12 protein-coding genes are annotated in these 16,867 nt (G+C 41.0%); 9 read left to right on the top strand and 3 right to left on the bottom strand.

What is annotated here, in order from left to right:
* Window positions 1-8: 8 nt before the first annotated feature.
* Window positions 9-3,386, bottom strand: a complete 3,378-nt coding sequence (locus tag DFQ04_RS02235) for a methylmalonyl-CoA mutase family protein (protein WP_133552259.1) — start codon at window positions 3,384-3,386, stop codon at window positions 9-11.
* A 290-nt stretch (window positions 3,387-3,676) separates the two neighbouring features.
* Between DFQ04_RS02235 and DFQ04_RS02230 the strand changes: the two genes are divergently transcribed.
* Both DFQ04_RS02230 and DFQ04_RS02225 read left to right on the top strand, forming a co-directional pair.
* A complete protein-coding gene (locus DFQ04_RS02230; protein ID WP_133552257.1) occupies window positions 3,677-5,020 on the top strand; it encodes a sugar porter family MFS transporter in 1,344 nt (447 codons plus the stop codon).
* Window positions 5,013-5,891 carry a carbohydrate kinase family protein gene (locus DFQ04_RS02225; protein ID WP_133552255.1) on the top strand — a complete coding sequence of 293 codons (879 nt, stop codon included), beginning with the start codon at window positions 5,013-5,015 and terminating at the stop codon, window positions 5,889-5,891. Before DFQ04_RS02230 ends, DFQ04_RS02225 begins: the two co-directional genes overlap by 8 nt.
* On the opposite strand, the gene DFQ04_RS02220 is transcribed toward DFQ04_RS02225, so the two are convergent.
* Complete coding sequence (locus DFQ04_RS02220; RefSeq protein WP_133552253.1) at window positions 5,892-6,359, bottom strand: SixA phosphatase family protein; 468 nt, start codon at window positions 6,357-6,359, stop codon at window positions 5,892-5,894.
* A 156-nt stretch (window positions 6,360-6,515) separates the two neighbouring features.
* On the opposite strand from DFQ04_RS02220, the gene topA reads away from it, so the two are divergent.
* On the top strand, window positions 6,516-8,843 hold the full coding sequence (gene topA / locus DFQ04_RS02215; protein WP_133552251.1) for a type I DNA topoisomerase: 2,328 nt from the start codon (window positions 6,516-6,518) through the stop codon (window positions 8,841-8,843).
* Window positions 8,844-8,983: 140 nt separating this feature from the next.
* Here topA and DFQ04_RS02210 read toward each other — a convergent pair whose 3' ends face one another.
* Complete coding sequence (locus DFQ04_RS02210) at window positions 8,984-9,778, bottom strand: hypothetical protein (protein WP_133552249.1); 795 nt, start codon at window positions 9,776-9,778, stop codon at window positions 8,984-8,986.
* A gap of 241 nt (window positions 9,779-10,019) precedes the next feature.
* Between DFQ04_RS02210 and DFQ04_RS02205 the strand changes: the two genes are divergently transcribed.
* The 6 genes from DFQ04_RS02205 (at window position 10,020) to DFQ04_RS02180 (ending at window position 16,822) form a co-directional block, all read left to right on the top strand.
* Window positions 10,020-10,718: an SIR2 family NAD-dependent protein deacylase gene (locus DFQ04_RS02205; protein WP_133554316.1), complete on the top strand. Its 699-nt coding sequence runs from the start codon at window positions 10,020-10,022 to the stop codon at window positions 10,716-10,718.
* 101 nt (window positions 10,719-10,819) lie between these two features.
* Window positions 10,820-12,154 (top strand): flavin-containing monooxygenase, encoded by a 1,335-nt coding sequence (locus DFQ04_RS02200; RefSeq protein WP_133552247.1) that lies wholly within the window; start codon window positions 10,820-10,822, stop codon window positions 12,152-12,154.
* Between the two features lie 5 nt (window positions 12,155-12,159).
* The gene (locus DFQ04_RS02195; protein ID WP_133552244.1) at window positions 12,160-13,272 is read left to right on the top strand and encodes a serine hydrolase domain-containing protein; all 1,113 of its coding nucleotides are present in this window, start codon (window positions 12,160-12,162) and stop codon (window positions 13,270-13,272) included.
* Window positions 13,269-14,603, top strand: coding sequence for a YfcC family protein (locus DFQ04_RS02190; RefSeq protein WP_133552242.1), 1,335 nt, complete (start codon window positions 13,269-13,271; stop codon window positions 14,601-14,603). The genes DFQ04_RS02195 and DFQ04_RS02190 overlap by 4 nt, the downstream gene beginning before the upstream one ends.
* Before the next feature lie 24 nt (window positions 14,604-14,627).
* On the top strand, window positions 14,628-15,647 hold the full coding sequence (mgrA, locus tag DFQ04_RS02185; protein ID WP_133552240.1) for an L-glyceraldehyde 3-phosphate reductase: 1,020 nt from the start codon (window positions 14,628-14,630) through the stop codon (window positions 15,645-15,647).
* Window positions 15,647-16,822 (top strand): MFS transporter, encoded by a 1,176-nt coding sequence (locus DFQ04_RS02180; RefSeq protein WP_133552238.1) that lies wholly within the window; start codon window positions 15,647-15,649, stop codon window positions 16,820-16,822. The genes mgrA and DFQ04_RS02180 overlap by 1 nt, the downstream gene beginning before the upstream one ends.
* Window positions 16,823-16,867 lie beyond the last annotated feature (45 nt).

Here is a 16,867-nt window from a genome sequence, read left to right as displayed (position 1 = left end):
ATTCAATACTACATGTTTCTTCTATACTGACCACCTACCTCATACAAAGCATTGGTGATTTGGCCTAAAGAACAATATTTCGCAGCTTCCATCAAACGCTCAAAAACGTTCTCATTCTTCACTGCTGCCTTTTTTAAAGCCATTAACTGATTTTTCTCCAAACCAGCATACGCTTGATGTAAGTTCCTTAAGGTTTGAATTTGATCTTCTTTTTCGTCTACTGTCGCCCGGATTACCTCTCCAGGAATGATCGTTGGTGAGCCTTCGGAAGAAAGGAAAGTATTCACCCCGATAATAGGATATTCTCCAGTGTGTTTCAGCATTTCGTAATGGAGACTTTCTTCCTGAATCTTTCCGCGTTGATACATCGTCTCCATCGCTCCTAAAACTCCTCCCCTTTCGGTAATTCTATCAAATTCAGCATAAACTGCCTCTTCAACCAAATCAGTCAATTCCTCGATGATGAAGGAACCCTGAAGCGGATTTTCATTTTTCGCCAATCCCAACTCCTTATTGATAATCAACTGGATGGCCATCGCCCTTCTCACAGAAGCCTCTGTCGGGGTAGTAATGGCTTCGTCATAAGCATTGGTATGAAGCGAATTACAGTTATCATAAATCGCATACAAAGCTTGTAGCGTAGTTCGGATATCGTTAAAATCAATTTCCTGAGCGTGAAGGGATCGTCCTGAAGTCTGGATATGGTACTTCAGCATTTGAGAACGCTCATTTGCTCCATACTTTAATTTCATGGCTTTCGCCCAAATCCTTCTTGCCACTCTTCCAATCACTGCGTACTCTGGATCAATCCCATTGGAAAAGAAGAAGGAAAGATTAGGAGCGAAATCATCCACTTTCATTCCTCTGGAAACATAATATTCTACATAAGTGAAGCCATTGGAAAGTGTCAAAGCCAATTGGGTAATTGGATTGGCACCCGCTTCTGCAATGTGGTATCCAGAAATAGACACAGAATAGAAGTTCCTGACTTTATTTTGAATAAAATAGTCCTGAACATCTCCCATCAATCTCAAGGAAAATTCAGTGGAGAAAATACAGGTGTTTTGAGCCTGATCTTCTTTAAGAATATCAGCTTGAACTGTTCCCCTTACTTTTGATATCGTATCAGCCTTGATTTTTTGATAAACTTCCTGCGGCAAAACCTGATCACCGGTTACTCCCAAAAGCATCAATCCCAAACCATCGTTTCCCTCAGGAATTGGCGCATTGTATTTAGGTCTTGGTAAACCCTTTTCTTTATAAATCGCCTCGATTTTTGAGTTTATTTCCTCTTCCAATCCATTTGCCTTGATGTATACCTCACACTGCTGGTCAATGGCAGCATTCATGAAAAACGCAGTCATTGTCGCCGCCGGACCATTGATAGTCATGGAAACTGAGGTCATCGGATCCACCAGATTAAACCCAGAGTAAAGCTTCTTGGCATCATCCAAGCAGCAGACATTCACCCCTGAGTTACCGATTTTGCCATAGATATCAGGTCTATAGTCTGGATCTTCCCCATACAAAGTCACCGAGTCAAATGCCGTTGACAGACGCTTTGCAGGCATGGATTTAGAAACGTAATGAAACCGCTTGTTGGTCCGCTCTGGGCCACCTTCACCGGCAAACATTCGAGTTGGATCTTCCCCTTCTCTTTTGAAAGGGAAAACTCCAGAGGTATACGGGAATTGTCCTGGAACATTTTCTCTTAAACCCCACTTGAGCAATTCTCCCCAAGCCTCATACTTCGGCAAGGATACTTTTGGAATTCGGGTATTCGCCAAGGAAGAGGTAAACGTCTGTACTTTGATTTCTTTGTCCCGAACTTTAAAAACATAAAAATCCTCAGAATACCTTCCCGATTCACTAGCCCAGTCCTCCAACCACTTTTTGTTTTTGGGATCAAGATTCAATTCTACCTGAGCAAAAACCTCCTGAAGTTCTTTAATCAGCCTATCCTTATCAGCAACTTGGGTACTTTGGATGGCTTCGATAGATTTATTGATGGAGTATAGTTGCTGGGCAATTTCCTTTTGCTCCTCAACCCACTTGTCATAGTTTCTATTGACTTCAGAAATCTCGCTGAGGTATCTTGTTCTCGCTGGCGGAATAATATAAATCTTCTCCGAAGTCCCTGCAGTCAATTCAAATCCGCTTTGCCAATTCCCGAACTTCTCATTTACTTTCCCAATGATAGCTCGGTACAATTGATTCATTCCTGGATCATTGAATTGAGAGGCAATAGTGCCATACACAGGAATATCTTCATCAGAAATATCCCACAAATTATGGTTGCGCTTGTATTGCTTTTTGACATCTCGGATTGCATCCAGCGCGCCTCTTTTGTCAAACTTGTTCAAGGCGATGACATCCGCAAAATCAAGCATGTCAATCTTTTCCAATTGAGAGGCAGCTCCATATTCCGGAGTCATCACATAAAGAGAAAGGTCAGAGTGTTCGATGATTTCGGTATCAGACTGCCCAATTCCGGAAGTTTCCAAAATCACCAAGTCAAACCCAGCTGCTTTAACGGTATCCACCGCATCCTGCACATATTTAGATAGTGCCAAATTGGATTGCCTGGTGGCCAAGGATCTCATGAAAACTCTTGGATGATTGATCGAATTCATTCTAATCCTATCTCCAAGCAAGGCTCCACCGGTTTTTCTTTTTGAAGGGTCGACCGAAATGATTGCCAAGGATTTATCAGAAAAATCTATCACAAATCTTCTGACTAATTCATCAACCAAGGAAGATTTTCCAGCCCCACCTGTTCCTGTGATTCCTAGTACTGGAGTTACCTGAGCCTTACTTTTTGCCCTTACTTCATTCAATAAACCAGAGGATTCCTCAGGGAAATTTTCAAAAGCAGAAATAGCTCTGGCTACATGTCCTTTTTTATCTTTATTCAGGTCAAAATCTTCAGGAAAACTATCTCCAACAGGGAAATCACACTTTTCTACCAAATCATTGATCATCCCCTGCAAGCCCATAGCACGCCCATCATCTGGAGAATAAATCCTTGAAATTCCATATTCATGCAATTCCTTGATTTCATCCGGAAGGATGGTTCCACCTCCTCCACCAAAAATTCTGATATGGCCTGCCCCTTTTTCTTTCAACAAGTCAAACATATATTTAAAAAATTCCACGTGACCACCTTGATAGGAAGTAATCGCAATAGCCTGAACATCCTCCTGAATGGCGCAATCCACGATTTCTTGTACGGAACGGTTATGTCCCAAGTGAATCACTTCACAGCCTGTAGCCTGAATGATCCTACGCATAATATTGATTGCCGCATCATGTCCGTCAAACAATGATGCTGCTGTTACGATTCGGATGTGGTTTTTGGGTTTGTAAATCTCTGTTGGGTTAGTCATGACTTTGGGTTTGTAATCTGCAGACTTTGAAATTTTAGCCGAATTTTATTCAATTCTGTGCCTGCGAATATAAGAAAAATAGTGCTCTAGAAGCCGATCCATCCCAAGTAGACAAAATTTTATTTGGCAAATAAGAAAGATGTTTTCTGGTTTTTGACAAACAGAAAAGGACATTCTGATAGGATTAATTTTGGCAGAATCTAGTTCTTTAAATCATGGAATAATCCTGCAGGTATTTTGAAATGAATTCCTTCTCTTTAGTTTAGTGATTCATTCTACCCGAATAACCTATGTCCACAAAGAGCTACGCATTTTTTGTCTCCATTACAGCCGCACTGGGAGGCTTTTTATTTGGTTTTGACACTGCAGTAATCTCAGGAGCGGAAAGGGCAATACAAGAAGTCTGGCAACTCAGTGATTGGACACATGGGTTGGCCATTGCATCGGCACTTTACGGAACAGTAATCGGAGCTCTTTTTGGAGGAATTCCTGCTGATCGATTTGGAAGAAAGAAAAGCTTGCTTTGGATTGGCCTTTTCTATTTCATTTCAGCTTTAGGATCCGGAATTGCCTGGGATGTGACTTCATTTACCTTTTTTAGATTCTTGGGAGGTTTGGGAGTAGGTGCCTCTTCGGTGGTTGCTCCCATGTATATTTCTGAAATTGCCCCAGCCAAAAACAGAGGACTTCTGGTCGCTCTCTATCAATTTAACATCGTCTTTGGGATTGTGGTCGCCTATGTTTCCAACTATCTGATCGGAACAGCAGAATTACCAGAGGATTGGAGATGGATGCTGGGTGTCGAAGCTGTGCCTGCTTTGATCTATAGCGTAATGATCTTCAGCATTCCTGAAAGTCCACGCTGGCTAATTGCCAAATTCAACAACCAAATCCTGGCAAGGGAAATCCTCACCAAAACCGATCCTGTAGGGGTGGATGAAGCCATACAACTAGCCATTGAGGAAGAAAAAAGTATGAAAAAGAAGACCGGATTTGGAGTGCTCTTTAGCCCAAGGTTTTTCTCCAGCACTTTTCTGGCTGTTTTGATCGCATTTTTCAACCAAGTTTCTGGAATCAATGCCATTATTTATTTCGCTCCTAGGATCTTTGAAATGGCAGGAATCTCAACCGAAAATGCCCTGATTTCTACGATTGGAATTGGCTTGGTGAATTTGGCCGCGACCTTTTTTGGACTATACCTCATTGACCGATTAGGAAGGAAAAAGCTAATGTATATAGGTTCATTTGGCTATATCATTTCTCTGAGTTTAATGGCGTATAATTTTCTTGGGCCAGGAATCCCTGCTTTTTGGCTTCCGATTTTCGTGTTTGGATTTATCGCCTCGCATGCTGTAGGCCAAGGATCTGTGATCTGGGTTTTCATTTCAGAAATGTTCCCCAACGAACTCCGGGCTTCTGGACAATCCTTGGGTTCATTTACCCATTGGATTCTTGCTGCAGTAATTGCGAATGTTTTTCCTTTTTTCGCAAATACCTTCGGCCCGGGCTATATCTTCGCATTTTTCTGCTTAATGATGATTCTTCAGTTAATTTGGGTAAGATTTAAAATGCCTGAGACCAAGGGAAGAACTTTGGAAGAAATTCAAAAAGACTTACAAAAAAACCATGCGTAATAACGTAGTACTCTTCGGAGAAATGCTTTGGGATTGCCTGCCAACCGGACCTGTAGCCGGAGGCGCTCCTATGAATGTAGCGCTCAACCTCCACCAATTGGGTCTAACCTCAAAACTAATATCAGCAGTAGGGATTGATGAAGATGGGAAAAAACTATTATCCTTTTTAAGTGATTTTGGTCTTCCTCTTGACCTGATTCAGACAACCGAAGAACACGAAACTTCCAAAGTCTTGGTGGACACTTCTGATCCAGAAAACATCAAATACACCATAGTTTCTCCTGTTGCTTGGGATTTTATAGAATGGACAAAGGAGCTTGACAATGCCGTAGAAGAAGCGGATGCATTTGTTTTTGGCACCTTGGGAGTCAGAAATATTCAGAGTTTAAAAACATTGCTCAAACTTCTACATCATCCGACTTTACGGATCTTCGATGCCAATCTCCGCCCTCCATTCTATGATTTCGAAGTGATTGAGACTTTGCTGGGCTTTGCTGATATTCTAAAAATCAACGAGGACGAACTGGAAATTTTCGCAGATTACTTTGAAACAGAGCCTACCATTGAAGGGCTTTGTCATTTTCTCGATCAGCATTTTCCCATGGAAATCATTTGCATTACCCGAGGGTCAAAAGGAGCTATTTTGTATCAAAAGGGAAAAATCACCGAACACCCAGGCTACAAAGTCAAATTCCAAGACTCAATCGGAGCAGGTGACGCATTTTTAAGTGGATTTATCAAAACCTACTTGGAAGAAAAATCTCCTGAGGAGATTTTGGACTTTGCCTGCAAATTGGGAGGATATGTGGCTACCCAAAAAGGAGCAACTCCAAAATACACCGAGGCAGATGTCCATCGGGAAATCCAGTAATTATTGAAGAACCTCCTTAAGTGTAGCTGTATTGTGACCAATTAGGTACCAATCGGAAATTTCAAGTTCCAAAATTCCCATCATTCCGGGCTGAAGCCCAACATAATTTCCGTCAGTAAGGTGAGCCATAAGCAAACTTATGGTAGGATTATGGCCTACAAGGATACAGGAATTGACATGACTTGGGGTTTCTTCCAAAATCTCCAAGAGGATTTCCAGATTGGCTGAATAGATTTTCTTTTCAAAAACCTCCTCCGCAATTGGTACATATTTTTTGATGATTTCTGCAGTTTCTTGGGTTCGGGTAGCCGAAGAACACCACATATAGTCTATCTCCATCCCTTTATTTTGGAGAGTTTGACCTAATTTTTCCAAATTTTCCTTACCTCTAAAAGTCAATTGGCGCTGGAAGTCTATCCCATCCGAAAATCCTGCTTCACCGTGTCTTAAAAGAATTAATTGTTTCATTTGCGTAATCGATTTAGCTCAAAAATTCAGGTATATTTCATTCAAAAATCCAACCAATTAAAAAAGTATCGGGAAAGTTGGATTTGGAGGAGAAAACAATGCCCTCTATTTTTAGCTTCTCATTAACGGCAATTGTGCTCGTAAATATTGTTTTTTATGTCAAAAAATCTAGTAATCGTCGAATCTCCAGCAAAGGCCAAAACTATTGAAGGCTATCTGGGGAAAGATTTTAAGGTAGTTTCCAGCTACGGCCATGTCCGGGATCTACCCAAAGGCGATAAGGCAATAGATATCAAGAACCGATTCAAACCTACTTACGAAGTCACTCCGGATAAGAGAGAAGTCATCAAAAATCTAAAATCATTAGCCAAAGACGCCGAAACGGTCTATCTGGCAAGTGATGATGACCGTGAAGGGGAAGCTATTTCCTGGCATTTGAAGGAAGTTTTGAAGTTGGAAGAAGATCGAACCAAACGAATCGTATTCCGGGAAATCACCAAAAATGCCATTACCAAGGCTATTGAAAATCCAAGGGGAATTGATTACGACTTAGTCAATGCCCAGCAAGCCAGAAGGATTTTGGATCGATTGGTGGGTTTTGAGCTCTCTCCAATTTTATGGAAGAAAATCAAAACTGGACTTTCTGCCGGACGTGTTCAGTCCGTTGCGGTAAGATTGATTGTTGAGCGAGAAAGAGAAATTGAGGCATTCAATTCCAAATCAAGCTTCAGGATAACTGCCCAGTTTGAAGTAGAGGGAAAAACTTTCCAGGCTGAATTGCCCAAAAAGTTTGAGACCAAAGCAGAAGCAGAAGAATTTCTTAAAAACTGCCTGAATGCCAACTTCGCTGTTGGTAATCTGGAAAAGAAACCAGCTAAAAAATCTCCTGCACCACCTTTCACTACTTCTACTTTACAGCAGGAAGCATCCAGAAAACTTTACTTTTCTGTGGCCCAAACCATGTCTGTGGCTCAAAAGCTTTACGAAGCGGGAAAGATCACTTACATGAGAACTGACAGTACTAACCTCTCTCAGGAGGCTTTGGGTGCTGCAAAAAATGCGATTGATTCCTCATTCGGATCCAATTACCATAAATCCAGACAATACTCCACCAAAAACGAAAGCGCACAGGAAGCTCACGAAGCGATCAGGCCAACTGATTTTGCTCAAAATCATATTTCCGGAGACAGAAATGAGCAGCGCTTGTATGAATTGATCTGGAAAAGAGCAATCGCCTCACAAATGGCGGATGCGGAACTTGAGCGAACCGTAGTAACCATAGATATTTCCAACTCCAGCCAAAAGTTGGTAGCCAATGGAGAAATCATAAAGTTTGATGGTTTTTTGAAGGTATATCTCGAAGATACCGATGATGAACCAGAGGAGGATGAAGAAGGTGGAAAGGCCCTATTACCTCCGATGACAATTGGTCAAGGTCTTTCTTTAAGAGAAATGAAAGGAAGAGAAACCTTCAGCAGACCAGCTCCAAGATATACAGAAGCTTCTTTGGTTAAAAAGCTAGAAGAACTTGGGATTGGCCGACCTTCCACTTACGCTCCCACCATTTCTACCATCCAAAAAAGAGATTATGTGGTTAAGGAATCCAGAGATGGAACTCCTAGAAACTACATGGAAATGACTATTTCGGGAGGAAATTTCAAAGAAGTTACCAAAACCGAAAACACAGGAGCGGAAAAAAATAAACTCTTCCCTACCAACATTGCCATGGTCGTCAACGACTTCTTGGTAGAGCATTTCCCTAATGTGATCGACTTTAATTTTACAGCCAAAGTAGAAAAGGAGTTTGACGAAATCGCTGCAGGAAGTCAGGATTGGCAGGATATGATCGATGGATTTTATGGAAAATTCCATCATAGCGTGGAGGAAACAGAGCAAGTTTCCAGACAAGACGTCAATAGTAGCCGATTAATTGGTAAGCATCCTGAGAATGGAAAAAATGTCTATGCTCGCCTTGGACGATTTGGGCCACTGGTTCAGATAGGAGAAAATGAGGATGAGGACAAGCAATTTGCTTCGCTGAAAAAAGGCCAGTTTATTGAAAATGTCACCATGGATGATGCCTTGGAACTTTTCAAACTTCCTCGTGAAGTCGGCTTTTTTGAGGATAAAAAGATGACTGCGGCGATCGGAAGATTTGGCCCATATATCCGTCATGACAATGCTTTTTATTCTTTGCAAAAAGGACAAGACCCTATGGCAATTTCAGAAATAGAAGCCATTGAGCTAATCCAGGCAAAAAGAGAAGCTGACGCGAATAAGCATATCAAAACATTTGAGGAAAATCCTGAAATCCAAATCCTAAATGGAAGATGGGGTCCTTATATCAAATTCGGCAAAAACAACTTCAAAATTCCAAAAGGTAAGGAAGCTGAAAAACTCAGCTATTCAGAGACGATAGAAATTATCGAATCCCAACCGGATGCTGGAAAGAAAAAAGGAAGATTTGCCAGTAAAAAGAAATAAAAATAGAGGCTCAGAATTCTGAGCCTCTATTTTGTTTATGCAATGTTGAAACAATATAAAAATTGATTTCCTTCTTAGATTGCAGATAAGGTTTTTAGGCATTTATATTATTAAATAAAACTCTTTTCTCAAATGGAATACTATTTTGGAAAAAGAAGGACAAATACCGCCCTCCATCCCCAATCAGCTTTTCCTCCCTCCGGAGCAGCTAAATTTAATCGTGGTCCCAAGCCAAATGAAGCTTTTTGTTTTCCAAGCGAAGTGACTGCGCTCACTGTAGGATTGAGCCAGATGGTCGTAGTCGAAGATTTCCAGTTTTGGGTGATTTCCATATTGGCACCAATCCCTGCTCCTGACTTCCAGTTGTATGCAAAAAAAGGTTGAATAAACATCTGGCTAATATCCGGTCGTTCCTCTGCTCCAGCCACTGACCAGATTTGATTAATCAATCCTCCTACTGTCCATCCATTCATTTGCTTAAGAGCTACAGCTGTTGGCCCCATTCCAAATTTTTTGGTGGTTAAAAAATCATTGGTTCCAATAGGTACAAGTAATGCTGGCCCTACGCCCCAGGTCAATTTTTTAGAATTAGTTGGTGAAAAAAATGCGGAAACCACCGCATCACCCAAACCACCCTGCTGTTCTCCACGACCCGTGATATTGTACTGGCTGACAATAGGCAGCACCACCCGGGTAATCATGTTTAAGTTTTCATTGATTGAGATGGGAATTACAGGCTGGAAATTCAAGGTGTTTCGAGTTCCTTTCAATTCACCAATCCCGTAGTCTGTATTATTTTGAAATGGTACCGAAATCAGGGATGCGATTGGATTGGCAAGTTTTTTCGCTAATTCTGCCGCATCATCCTGAGCGACCACTTGCCTAGAAAAACCTATCAGAAATAATAGGATTGCTAAAGAGTAGATATTTTTCATTCAATAGAATAATTGTTCATAAAAATCAAAAATACGAAAGAAAGCTAACCCAAAACATTGATTTTGCTTTAATAAATTACTTATTCCTTCAAACTAAACAAAGCTATTTTATCCAAAATTCTAAAAGATTAATTTTTCTAAAGCCTTTCAACTTGGAGGCGGAAATCCTATCTATAGATTAGTTTTATTTTTGATTTACCAAGTAATCTCTCAAACCTATTAGACCATAATTAAAGTGACTATAAAAAAGTTAATCGTCCTTTCTGGAGCAGGAGTTTCGGCTGAAAGTGGCATCAGTACCTTTCGAGATAGCAATGGACTTTGGGAAAATCATGACGTAATGGAAGTGGCTTCTCCAGAAGGTTGGAGAAGAAATAGAGCTTTGGTTCTGGATTTTTATAATCAAAGAAGAAAGCAAGCGAGAGAATGCCAACCCAATGCAGCCCATCTTGCTTTAGCTGCACTTGAAAAATATTTTGAAGTACAAATCATCACACAAAATGTAGATGATCTTCATGAGCGAGCCGGATCCACCAATGTCCTTCATCTTCATGGGGAACTAAGTAAAGCCCAAAGTACTGCAGACCCAAAGTTGATCTACCCTTTAGATCATTGGGAAATCAAGGAAGGGGACAAATGTGAGAAAGGAAGTCAATTGAGGCCTTTTATAGTTTGGTTTGGGGAAGCTGTACCCATGATGATTCCTGCCATGAAACTAGCTAAGAAGGCAGATTACTTTTTGATTCTTGGAACTTCCTTACAAGTTTATCCAGCGGCGGGATTGATTGATTATGTCCCTCAAACCAGCAAGAAATTTCTTATTGATCCGGGATTCTCCGAAAATCATTTTGGCGGAAAAATCCATTGCATCCCTAAAAAAGCAACTGAAGGCATGGGGATTTTCACCGAATTATTGCTTTCCGAAATCGAAGAAAAATAAGGATAAATAGGAATTCCAATCGCCAATTCAGGAATTTATCCTAGATTAATAGGCTAAAATTAGCATACCAATACACCCAAAATAACCTTTCATTAGTTTCAATGAAATTAAAAGTAGCAGTCATCGGAGCAGGTCCTTCAGGCATTACCGCTTTAAAAAATTTAGTCGACCAAGGAATAGAAGCAATCGCTTTTGACCGCAATCAGAATGTAGGCGGCAACTGGATTTATACCGAAGAAGAAAGTCACTCGAGTGTTTTTGAAACCACTCATATTATTTCTTCCAAAACTCTCTCGCAATACGAGGATTTCACCTTTGATGAGTTTGAGGACAATGTTCCGGACTACCCTTCTCATGATACCCTGAGAAGATATTTTCAGGCCTATGCCAGAAAATTCAACTTGTACCCCTCTATTCGTTTTGGGACAATGGTGAAGCATTGCCAATACGTCAATGAATCTTCGTGGGAAGTAACCACTGAGAAAGACGGAATTGTCTCAACCGAAAATTTCACTCATTTGGTCGTGGCCAATGGTCATCACTGGAAACCCCGCTATCCTCACTATCCCGGAGAATTTTCAGGCGAATTTTTGCATTCTCATCAATTCAAAAAAGCTTCCCCTTTCGAGGGAAAGCGAGTTTTGGTAATTGGAGGCGGCAACTCTGCCTGCGATGTGGCGGTGGAAACCAGTCGAGTTTCTGCTAAAACTTCAATTTCCTGGAGAAGAGGCTACTGGATTGCGCCAAAATTCTTTTTTGGAAAACCTTCAGACGTAATCGCCGAAGGCACCAAATGGCTACCGGTAAAAGTCAGATCATTTTTCAATGAAATTCTCTTGAAATCCTATTGGGGAGATTACAAAAAATATGGACTGAGACCGATAACTCTTCCTTTTGGATCCACCCACCCCACCATCAATGACGAATTGATGCATAAAATCCGCCACGGGAAAGTTCAACCCAGAATGGATATTAAGCGATATGAGGGCAAAAAGGTTGTTTTTGAAGATGGAAAAGAAGAAGAATACGACACCATTATTGCTTGCACCGGCTATTGGCTGAGTCATCCTTTTTTTGATAAGGAGTTCATCGATTACTCCAAAGGCCCTGTTCCGCTTTATCTCAAGATGTTTCATCCCAAAATCACCAATCTCTACTTTATCGGGATGTTTCAGCCTTTGGGATGTATTTGGCCAGGGGCTGAATTGCAAAGCAAACTTATGGTAAGGGAACTCACCGGAGAGTGGAAAAGGCCTAAGGATATTGAAAAGCTTTGCGAAATGGAAGTAAAAAAACCTCATTATCAGCAAATTGATACACCAAGGCATACCATCACTGTGGACTACCATCTTTTCATCAAGGATTTAAAGAAGCACCTACCAAAAAATTACGTGTCGAAAAATCCTCGAATAGTAAAGGAACTCACTTCCTCTTAAAACTTATGAACCGAAAAATCCTCTATGGACTATATGGCCTGATTTTTTGGTTCCTGATTTTTCTGGGATGGGAATGGTATAAAAGCCACCCCAAAGTTCGTTTGGACCCAATTTCAATTCCAAAAACCCAAGCTGAAAAAATCGATTCCATTTTGATTCAAAGTCTTTCGGATTTTCTAATTCCGGGAATTTCTGTCGGGATTGTTCAAAATGGAAGGGTGACCTATCTCAATTCGTTTGGCTTTCAAAATCTGGCATCAAGGGATTCCATGACAATAAAAAGTCAAATTCCGGTTGCCAGTGTATCCAAATTATTCACGGCCCTAAGCACCGCTAATTATTTTTCCGAGACAGAAATTTCCCCCAGCACGAGTCTTGGAGAAATTTTTTCGAAAAAAAATGACCTTCCCACTTCTTTAAACTCGCTGTCGATTGCTCAACTTCTTTCCCATAAATCCGGTCTTAGGGATTCTGGTCCAATTGAGTTGATTTTGAGAAGGGAAAATCAAAAGAAACTGGATAGGATTTTACAGCAGATAGACAAACCCAAATTTGCCGCCGACTCTTTCCACTATGCAGACATCAATTATGATTTATTGGGATTTGCGCTTCAGGATCATTCTAAAAAACCCTTTGAGGAGTTGGTAAAGGAAACTGTTTTAGAAAAATCTGGCATGAGTTCGTCAGAATTTGTGACTTCCTGGCCACAGGAAAATAATTCCATGCTGGGCTATGCTAAAACCTTCCTTTGGAAAAGGATTGAACCCAAGCCGATTCAACTGGAAAGGTTCCCCTCCCCATCCTCAGGATTGGTTACCACTCCGGAAAATTTAGCAATGGCTCTTGTTCATTTGGGAAGAGGGCCAATGGGTGATTTCCAAAAAGAAATGGATTGGCTTAAATCGGGTTCCGACCATCCCCTTGGTTTCCAGAAAATTCAAATCGATGGACATAATTTTATTGGACACTTTGGAGGACAAGCTGGATATAGTTCGATTTTCCTTCTTTCTGAAGAATTAGAAATCGGCTTTTTCATTCTAACCAATGCGAGAGATAGTTATGACCATAGAAAAAATATCGCATCCGCAATTCTTTCGACCCTAATTTCCAAACCATGAAAATCACATTTCCTCATCCATTAATCATCCTCCTCGGATTTATTTTTTTAGCTGCTATTGCCACCTATTTGATTCCGTCTGGAAGTTTTGAGCGGGTACTCAATGAAGAAACAGGCCGGGAGGTGGTAGTACCCGGAAGTTTCCAATCTATTGAGGATATCAATCCAACTTTGAACGAAATCCTACTGGCCATTCCAGAAGGAATTATAGCTGGAGCAGATATCATTGTATTGATCCTGTTTATTGGAGGCGCTTTTTATGTGGTTGAAAAAACAGGAGCTCTCCAAGCTGGAATTGAAGCCTTGATATATCGATTTAGAAATTCCAGGTATTTGCTTTTTTATTTATTAGGAACCGTGTTTGCCTTTGGAGGAGCAACCATGTCCATGCAGGAAGAAATCATTCCCATGGTACCGATTTTGGTAATTTTGGCTTCAAAGCTCCATTATGATCTACGAGCCATTGTAGCCATCACTTTGGGATCTGCACTTTTAGGTGGTGCATTTTCCCCCATGAATCCATTTGTTTCTCTTTTGGCCCAGAAAGTAGGAGAAGTAGAACCCTTTTCAGGAGCCTTGTATAGATCTATATTTTTCTTAATTGCACTGGGTAGCTGGATTACTTTTCATATGGTCACAGGTAAAAAATCTAAAGCAACTCAAGAAAATATAGAATTCAAACCTAGTCCAATTTCCAACAGACAACTCCTGATTTTAGCGATTTCATTTGGGGGAATTGGCTTTATGTCTTACGGAATTACATCTCTGGACTGGGGCTATAATGAGATGTCTGCCCTGTTTTTTGTAATTGGTATGACATGCGGTATAATTGGAAAAATGGGCTTGAATGGTACTTCCAAAACCTATGTTCAGGGATTTGGAGAAATGATTTTTGCGGGAATCATCGTCGGTTTAGCGAGAAGTATATACCTGGTTTTGGAAAAAGGAGCGGTCATTGATCCGATTATCCAAGGACTTTTTTCTCCACTCGAAGACCTTCCAAACTCCCTTGCTGTTACAGGAATGTTCATCAGCCAGGCTTTAATCCACATTCCCGTTCCCAGTACTTCAGGACAGGCGGTTTTGACTATTCCCCTTGCCGCACCATTGACGGATTTATTGGGAATTGGAAGACAGGTTGCAGTTTTAGGCTATCAATATCCAGCTGCTTTGATGGATATGCTGACTCCGACCAATGGTGGAATGATGGCTGTAATCGCCGCTGGTGGAATAAACTATAAAGATTGGATTTCCTACATTTGGAAAAGTTGGGTGGTTTTGGCCATTTTCGCTTTAGGAATCACCCTGCTCGGAATCCTTTGGTTCAGTTAAACCCATCTCAAAACCTAATTAACCATGCATATCAACGATCACAATCCATTACCACCTTATTTTCCTGCATCAGATCGCTATGATCAGATGAAATACCGCTATTGCGGAAACTCCGGACTTCAATTGCCTGAAATTAGTTTGGGCCTTTGGCATAATTTCGGCCATAATGCAGATCTTACCTTAGGCAGAAAAATCCTCCGAAGAGCATTTGACCTCGGAATTTGCCATTTTGATTTAGCAAATAATTATGGGCCTCCTTTTGGCTCTGCTGAGGAAAATTTTGGAAGAATCCTTCAAAAAGATTTTCTCCCTTACCGAGATGAATTACTGATTTCCTCCAAGGCAGGCTGGGATATGTGGCCGGGTCCTTATGGCAATTTCGGTTCAAAAAAATATCTGATCGCTAGCTGCGACCAAAGCCTAAAGCGAATGGGACTGGATTATGTGGATATTTTTTATCACCACAGACCTGATCCAAATACACCTTTGGAAGAAACCATGGGCGCTTTGGCTCAATTGCATAGACAAGGCAAGGCACTTTATGTAGGTATTTCTCAATATTCTGCTGAGGATACAGCCAAGGCTTATGCGATCTTGAAAGAAATGGGCGTACCTCTTCTAATCCATCAACCAAGATATAGCATGCTAGATCGTTGGGTTGAAAATGGATTGATGGACGTTCTGGGAGATAAGGGAATCGGAAGCATTGCTTTTTCTCCATTAGAACAAGGTCTACTCACTGATAAATATCTAAAGGGAATCCCTGCTGATTCCCGAGCTGCAAAGGATGGTCGCTACTTAAAACCAGAACAAATAGCTCCGGAGAAACTAGAAATGATCAGCAAGCTAAATGACATTGCAATTCGAAGAGGACAGACTTTGGCTCAAATGGCCATTGCCTGGTTACTGAAAGATCAGCGAATCACTTCAGTTTTGATCGGTGTTTCCAAACCAGAACAATTGGATGACAATGTTGCGGCAGTAAAAAATTCGAATTTCAGTTCGGAAGAATTATCCCAAATCAAAGCTATTCTTCCGGCTTAATGGCTAAGCAGATTTCTTCTCAAAGTGCCCTGATATTGATCGTTATCGCTCAATTTCTGGGCACTTCGCTTTGGTTTGCGGGAAATGCAGCAGCCATCGAATGGGAAGAATTACTCGGAAAGGAAGGGATTATCCCCATGCTGACTTCTGTAGTTCAGTTGGGCTTTATTTCTGGAACTTTACTTTATGCCTTTTGGTCTATTCCAGATCGTTATTCACCTTCGGAAGTATTTTTTTTCAGTGCGATTTTGGCCGCATTAAGCAATCTGGCCATTTTGATTTTGCCATTGAGTTATGGATCGTTGCTCACCTTCAGGTTTTTGGTAGGGTTTTTTCTGGCAGGAATTTATCCTGTAGGGATGAAAATAGCAGCCGATTATTTTGAAAAAGGATTGGGATCTGCTTTGGGATTTTTAGTGGGAGCTTTGGTTTTAGGCACAGCATTTCCTTTTCTTATCAAGGCACTTGGGCTGGCATTTTCTTGGAAAATTATCCTTTTCACCACTTCCGGACTCGCTTTAATCGGAGGAGTATTGGTAGGTTTTTTTGTACCTGATGGGCCTTTCCGAAAAATCAATCCGAAATTTGACTTGGGACTTCTACCCAAACTATCCAAAAACAAAGCTCTAAAGGCAAGTGCAAGTGGTTACTTTGGGCACATGTGGGAGCTCTACACCTTTTGGGCTTTTTTACCCGCCTTAATTTCCTTTTTGGTAAAAGAAAGCACACCCAATACCCAATCGCTTTGGACTTTTTTCATCATTGCTATTGGGGGAGTTTCTTGTGCTGTGGGTGGATTTATCGCCTCGAAAAAGGGTAGCGATAAAGTAGCTCTTTGGAGTTTGACAGGATCAGGCTTATGCGGATTGATTTTGCTTCTTGTTCCTAATTTCCCCTTAATATTTGTTCTTCCATTCCTTTTAATCTGGGGGATTTTAGTCACGGCCGATTCTCCCCAATTTTCCACCCTGGTGGCTCAAAGTGTAAATCCCGAACATCGAGGCACTGCACTAACCTTGGTGAATTGTATGGGTTTTGCACTGACAGTGGTCAGCATTCAATTCACCAGATATTTGGGTAATTTTCTTGAGCCAAAAATCTATTTAGGATTACTTTTCTTGGGGCCATTACTTGGTGTTTTGCTTTTCAAAAAATTCAAAAACCAAAAGGCATAAAAAAGGGCCCCGAAAGGCCCCCGTAGTAACAGTCAAACCGGACTA

Origin of the sequence: Algoriphagus boseongensis, from assembly GCF_004362805.1 — a bacterium.
GTDB lineage: Bacteria > Bacteroidota > Bacteroidia > Cytophagales > Cyclobacteriaceae > Algoriphagus > Algoriphagus boseongensis.
The sequence above is the reverse complement of the archived record's forward strand: the minus strand, read 5'-3'. Positions and strand labels throughout refer to the sequence as shown.

What these genes read in the sequence shown, in the direction of transcription:
- DFQ04_RS02235 (WP_133552259.1), bottom strand. Translation starts at nt 3,386, where the DNA reads ATGACTAACCCAACAGAGATTTACAAACCCAAAAACCACATCCGAATC.
- DFQ04_RS02230 (WP_133552257.1), top strand. Translation starts at nt 3,677, where the DNA reads ATGTCCACAAAGAGCTACGCATTTTTTGTCTCCATTACAGCCGCACTG.
- DFQ04_RS02225 (WP_133552255.1), top strand. Translation starts at nt 5,013, where the DNA reads ATGCGTAATAACGTAGTACTCTTCGGAGAAATGCTTTGGGATTGCCTG.
- DFQ04_RS02220 (WP_133552253.1), bottom strand. Translation starts at nt 6,359, where the DNA reads ATGAAACAATTAATTCTTTTAAGACACGGTGAAGCAGGATTTTCGGAT.
- topA (WP_133552251.1), top strand. Translation starts at nt 6,516, where the DNA reads ATGTCAAAAAATCTAGTAATCGTCGAATCTCCAGCAAAGGCCAAAACT.
- DFQ04_RS02210 (WP_133552249.1), bottom strand. Translation starts at nt 9,778, where the DNA reads ATGAAAAATATCTACTCTTTAGCAATCCTATTATTTCTGATAGGTTTT.
- DFQ04_RS02200 (WP_133552247.1), top strand. Translation starts at nt 10,820, where the DNA reads ATGAAATTAAAAGTAGCAGTCATCGGAGCAGGTCCTTCAGGCATTACC.
- DFQ04_RS02195 (WP_133552244.1), top strand. Translation starts at nt 12,160, where the DNA reads ATGAACCGAAAAATCCTCTATGGACTATATGGCCTGATTTTTTGGTTC.
- DFQ04_RS02190 (WP_133552242.1), top strand. Translation starts at nt 13,269, where the DNA reads ATGAAAATCACATTTCCTCATCCATTAATCATCCTCCTCGGATTTATT.
- mgrA (WP_133552240.1), top strand. Translation starts at nt 14,628, where the DNA reads ATGCATATCAACGATCACAATCCATTACCACCTTATTTTCCTGCATCA.
- DFQ04_RS02180 (WP_133552238.1), top strand. Translation starts at nt 15,647, where the DNA reads ATGGCTAAGCAGATTTCTTCTCAAAGTGCCCTGATATTGATCGTTATC.